Origin of the sequence: uncultured Chitinophaga sp. (assembly GCF_937874145.1) — a bacterium.
Classification (GTDB): Bacteria; Bacteroidota; Bacteroidia; order Chitinophagales; family Chitinophagaceae; genus Chitinophaga.
On record NZ_CALNBI010000090.1, the window covers coordinates 1 to 5,960 of the forward strand.

Consider the following 5,960-nt stretch of genomic DNA (forward strand, 5'->3'; position numbering starts at 1 on the left):
GAGCGCCGTCTCCGTTTCACCCAACACGAAACCGTCGTATGTGGCGGTGAGCGCCGGGATATCGTCGCCGAAAGCGATGGTTTTATTTTCCGCGCGGATGGTCAGCGCTTTTTTCGAGATAGTTAGATTTTTTGAAACGGGCGCCGCCGGTGCATACGTGGCATCACCGGGCTGGCGGGCCGTAACGGTTACCGTGCCGCTCCGGATGATATGGAATTTGCCGTTTACGACTTCCACATAATTGCTGCTGAAATCATATGAGATGGGTAATCCCGAACTGGCTTGCGCAGGCAGGTCGAAGTCAGCGTCGCCGTATGTTTTGGCGGTAAAATCAGGGAAGGTGATGGTTTGTGAGGCGCCCGTAGTGGTGGTCTGTCCCCTTAACGGATCAGGGGTGTAGAAGTTATACGTGGGCGTCATCTCATACACCGCGAAGTGGTAATTGGTGCCCGCGGTGAGACCGGTAACAGTAAGTTCATCGGAAGTGGTATATCCCCCGACGAAGTTGCCATTACCCAAGGCAGAGCCGGTGCCGTAGCCTGTGCCGTCGACGGGATCCGCATCCACGGGGCCGCCCGCTTTGTAGGCAATGAGCCTTCTCGTGCCCCCGCCCGCGTCGAACTTCAGCTTGATGGACGTGTGCTGGATCTCGGGGAAAGTCAGATTGCTGGCCTGGGGCCGCGCATAATCTATTGTGGATCCGCTGCCGTCTGTCATGGGATCGGCGGTGTAATAGAAGGGTTCTCCGTTTACTTCGTTGTAGTTGATCACGCGGAAGTGATAGGTGGTGTTGGGTTCGAGGGTATTAACGGTCGGTGCGTTCCAGGTGCCGGAATGGATGACGAATTCGCCGGGTGCGATCTCATCTCCATCCTCGAACTTCCAGCTGCCGGTATAGATTTGTTTATCGACGGGCACTGCGGTCACGGGAGAACCTTTCTTCCCGATCACCAGCAGCTTTGTACCATTGCCCATATTGCAATACACCCGCATCGAGTTGATCATCCTGCTGTCGATGCTCAGGCCGTTGGGGTGCGTGGTGGGTTTAGGATTGGTAGTGGCGCTGGCGGTGATGCCGGGTTTCAGGTACATGGGGGCCACCGCGCCATTGGCTTCCAGCAAAGCGAAGTGATAGGTGACGCCCGCTTGCAGCTGATAAACCGTTACCTGGGTATGATTGCCTTCGGATAATACGAAGTTACCGTTCCCGATTTGCGCGCCGTTGCCAAAATTGCCGCTGGCGGAATAGGCTTTAAAATCTTCAGGGGTTATGTCTACAGGGCCGTTGGCTTTGCCGATGAGGATCCGGCTGTTGCCGTCTCCCTTATCCCACTTGAGCGTCATCTGGAACGCCCGTATGTCGGAGGCCTGCAGGTCTGTGGGGCCCGTTGCAGGTGTGGTAAAGGTTGTGGCGGAGCCTTCGCTGAAGACGGAAGTCAGGTAATCCGTAGTGTTGGCGTCGTTGAATTCGAAAGTACGGAAATGATAGGTGGTCCCCGGTTCCAGGCCGGTCATCATCTGCAGCCATTCTGTTCCGGCATACATAACGAATTCATCCGTTCCGAGCCGGGTGCCCTTGCCGAATTCAGGGTCGGCGGTATACACGGTGCCGTCTGTAGGAACGGAAGTAACAGGACTGCCCTTTCTTCCGATCACGAGGCGTTTGGTGCCGTCGCCCGCGGGGAACAGCATCCGGAACTGCCGCGTGTCGCGGGAGTCGGAATACATGGCGCCGGGAGGTTTGGAAGGTTCTGAAGGTGTGGAGAAAGTAGCGGTGGCGGCGGGCCGTGCAAATGCGGGGCCGTTCCAGCCGTTAAATTCATATGCGGACACATGGTAGGTGGTACCGTTTTTCAGCCGGTACACCGTTTGCGTGGCGGAGCTGCCGTACCAGTTGTAAACTACATAGTTGCCGGTTCCGATCTGGGCGCCCACTCCGAAATTGGCATTGGCGTTGTAATTTGTGAATTCCGTGGGCTGCGCGTCCACGGGGCCGCCTTCACGCATCACGAACAAGCGGCCGTAGCCGTCGCCGTTCTTCCACTTAATGGTGGCCTTGCTGCCGGTGATTTCACTGATCTGGATGTCTGAGACCTGCGTGACCGGCGGTTTCTCGGTGGCCTTGCTGCCGGTCATAAAAGCGGAAGTCAGGTATTCGGTGGTGGCATCGTCGCCGTTGAACTCGAATACGGCGAAATAATACGTTATGCCGGAAGTGAGGCCGGTGACGGTCAGCTGGGTGTTGTTGCCGTATCCGACTACATATTCACCCGCGCCCACCGCTTCGCCCTGGCCAAACGCCAGGTTGGGCGTGTACTTTCTGCCGTTGGCGGGCTTGGCCTGCACCGGTGCGCCTGCCCTCGCGATCACGATGCGCTTCGCGCCATCGCCTTTCGACCAATAGAATCCTAGATAATTGCCTTCCACCGTGTTGAATGTAATACCGGAAGAAGGAAGCGTTGGGGTTGCGGCCCTTGCGCCCCTGATACCGCACAGCAGTAAAAAGAGCCAGGGCAAAATCCGTAGATAATGCTTCATGAGAGATGGTATTTGTATGTCTGGGGTTATGGCAGAAGGCTGCACGGTGGCAGCCTTCTGATTTTGATTGTTGATTACAGTGTATTACTTCGCATTTTCAGACAGCGGGATCGGAATTTCCGTCCAGATATTGTCTTCCGGACGATCAACAGGCAGCGTGTTCAACCGGTTGTAACGGCGGAGATCGATCCAGCGGTGGCCTTCACCCCAAAGCGAAAACCGGCGTTGTTTCAGGATCTCGTCGATCAGCTTGTCTTTGGTGTCGAGGTCGAGGCGGGCGGTAAGACCGTGGCTGGTGCGGATGAAATTCACCGCGTCAGCGGCCGCGGGAAGTGCGTTGTTTTGCGCACTGGCTTCGGCAAACAGCAGCACCAGCTCCTCGTTGCGGATGATGGGGATGGGATCGAGCTGCGTTTTGTATAAGCGCATTTCATGCGTACCGGTCAGGTCATCCACCGTTACCGCCGCGGCGCGCTGGCGTACTTTACCGATCCGGTCGTCGCCCGCTTCGATAGCGGTGATATAGGATGCATGCGCGATCTGCATTTCGTCTTCATTTTCTTCTTGCAGGAACAAAGGGTTTACCTGGTCGTTGGTTCCGAGGGAATAGACGTGCTTCGGGCCGGCTGTCAGGCTGGCGCCCGCGGCCTGCGACAGGAAGCTGTTCCCGAGATAGGTAAGCGCATCGGCCCAGCGTTCGCGGTAAACGGCCACGCGCGCGGCGAGGGCGCGGTTGAATTTGCGGAAGTTTTCAGGCGTCTCGAAGCCTTCGAAGCCCGTGGACAGCGGGAAGCTGAACGTAGCATCGTCCAGCAGTGCGTCCGCGTCGTTCAACAGCGTGGCGATGGCTTCCAGGGCTACCGGGCGGGTAACGATGGGGCCGGGGTTGAAGGGGTCCGAAACTTCCAGCCGGATGCCGTTCTCGTGCGTGCCGTTCAGGATCAGCAGGAGCTGATAAGCTTTGATCGTTTTGGTGAAAGCGACATAGCCGTCTTCGATCTGCTGATTGGGGAAGTTCTTCGAATTCTCAATCCCCTGCAGCAGCAGGTTGCAGTTCTTTACCACGTTATAACGCGTGTCCCAGGGAATGGAAGCATAGAAACCGCCGGCGGGCAACGTATTGCCAGGTCCCTTGCCCAGGATCATGTCCGTCCAGCGAGGATCTGCGCCCGAGAAGCGGTAGTATTCCCTTCCCAGCACGCTCACCATGTCGATATAAATTTCCAGCCGGTTCCGCATCATGCTTTCCGAACCGATCACAAGGCTGTTCAGCTGCGTCAGCGTCGGGTTCTTGATGATCTCCTCCATCGAAGGAGCGTTGGGGTTAGGGATCGCTTCATTCCTACAGGATGCGAGCAATCCGAAACCTGCCATTATTGTGATTGCACTAGCTATTTTCAGTTTCATTTTTCTGACTTCTTTAATGGATTAAAAATTCACGGACAGGTGGAATTGCAGGCGTTTGGAAGCTGCATAAGGCGCCACGTCGACACCGGTTCCGAATGTAGTGCCGAAGTTGGATACTTCAGGATCGTAACCGTCGTACTTCGTCCAGGTGAAATAGTTGTTCGCGGAAACACCTACCGTAATGCTGTTGATTGCGCGCGGGCGGATGGGCAGCTGGTAATACAGCGCTACTTCGCGGAGGCGGAGGTAGGAGGCGTCCTGTGTGTAATGGATCGGGTCGGAACCGCGTACTGCGCCCAGGTATTCGCCTTTGTCGTTCTTGTCGCTCCAGTCTTTGGAAAGACGGGCGCCGTCGCGCAGGTATTGCGTCAGGTTCACGTTGTTGCTGCCGTTCTTGTAGTGCAGCATGGCGCGGAAAGTGAAGTTTTTGAAGAAGGTCACGTCGTTGAACCAGCTCAGTTGATAGCGCGGCTCGATGTCGCCGATCACCTGCAGGCCGGTTTCCCTTTCGATCACGAGCTGCGTGGCAGACTTGCCTTCTTCGATCCAGATGGTGCCAAGGCTGGCGCCGAAGCTGTCTCCCTGGTCGAAGGCAGGAACGGAGAGTTTCATCACGCGGGAACGGTTCTTCCAGAAGTTCACGGTAGAATTCCAGCGAACGTTCTTGGTATTGAAAGGCGTAGCGCGGAGGCTCAGTTCGATACCGCGGTTGCGCAGTTCGCCGCCGTTCACCCATCTGCTCACGAAGCCGGTGGAACCATACCAGTCGGCCGCAACGAGCAGGTCTTTAATCACCTTGTTATAAGCGGTGGCTTCGAAGTTCAGTTTGCCGTTCAGGAAGCTCACGTCGAAACCGCCTTCCAGTTCGGTCTGGCGTTCCGACTTGATGTTGGGGTCGCCCAACACCAGGCTGCCGATAGAACCGGGACGGCCGCCGATGGCGGTGGCGCCCAGGGTGGTGAAGCGGCTGTTGAACGTGGGGAAGCCGCTGCTTTCACCGTAGGCGATACGGAATTTCAGGTCGCTCAGCACGCTGTTATCCCAGTTGCCCATTTTGGTGATGTTCCAGGATGCGTTGGCTTTGGGGTAGATATTGTATTTACGGTAATCGCCGTTGTTGGTGGATTTGTCGAGACGAACACCTGCGGTGAAGTTGAGGAATTCCTTATACGCCAGCTCTTCCTGGAAGAAGAGGCCGTCGTTTCGATAGGAGTTGCGCGTCTGTTGTACGCGCACCGCACCGGCCTGTCCCTGGCTGGTTTCGGCCCCGATCAGCTGGGAGGCCACGTTCAGCAGCTGGTCATATTCGCCGGCTTCATGCGTCATGCCTGCGGTGGTGGTAAAGGTGAGGTTTCCCATGCCGGGCGTGAAGCTGTTTACGAGGAAGCCCGCCCAGCTGGTGTTGAGCTCGTAGGTGTTCCCGCGGATGTTGCGGCCGCCGGTGGCTGCTTCAAAGAACAGCAGGGCGGGGAACAGCGCCTGGGATTTGGTGTGATAGAAGTCCAGGCCGCCGCGCGCGATGAAGCGGGTGGTGGATTTCTGGGATTGTTGCAGAACGGCTTCCAGGTTACCGCCGGTCAGCACGCGGTTTACCCTTTCGCTGTTTTCCATGTGCGCGAGCGTCTGGAGGATGTTGGCGCCATTGCGGGGATTGGGGTACACGCCGTTTTCGTTCGGGTACAGGTCGAGCCAGGGGCGGGTGGCGATCATGCCGTAGCCGATGGTTGCGCCCGTGTTTTCGTTGCCGAAAAGGCCGCGGTCGGAATTGGTGTTCATGTACGCGCTGGTGAAGCCTACTTTCACGCGGTCGGAAACGCGGTGGTTGAGGTTGAGGCGTACGTTGGCGTTCTTATAACCTGTATTCCGCACGATGCCATCTTCTTTTTTCAGGCCGGCGGAAAGGTGGAACTGCGTTTTGTCGGTGCCGCCGTTCATGCTGAAGGTGGTGTTGCGGAGAAATCCTTTCTCACCGAACACTTCTTTCTCATAATCGAAGAATTTTCCGGCTTTCTGTG

General features: G+C 56.7%; 3 protein-coding genes. All 3 read right to left on the minus strand.

Annotated elements, in window-relative coordinates; all coding sequences use genetic code 11:
- A partial coding sequence (locus tag Q0510_RS03940; protein ID WP_298708458.1) for an MBG domain-containing protein occupies window positions 1-2,538 on the minus strand: 2,538 nt, incomplete at its 3' end.
- An 84-nt stretch (window positions 2,539-2,622) separates the two neighbouring features.
- Window positions 2,623-3,912 (minus strand): RagB/SusD family nutrient uptake outer membrane protein, encoded by a 1,290-nt coding sequence (locus tag Q0510_RS03945; RefSeq protein ID WP_298708459.1) that lies wholly within the window; start codon window positions 3,910-3,912, stop codon window positions 2,623-2,625.
- Window positions 3,913-3,966: 54 nt separating this feature from the next.
- A partial coding sequence (locus Q0510_RS03950; RefSeq protein WP_298708461.1) for a TonB-dependent receptor occupies window positions 3,967-5,960 on the minus strand: 1,994 nt, incomplete at its 5' end.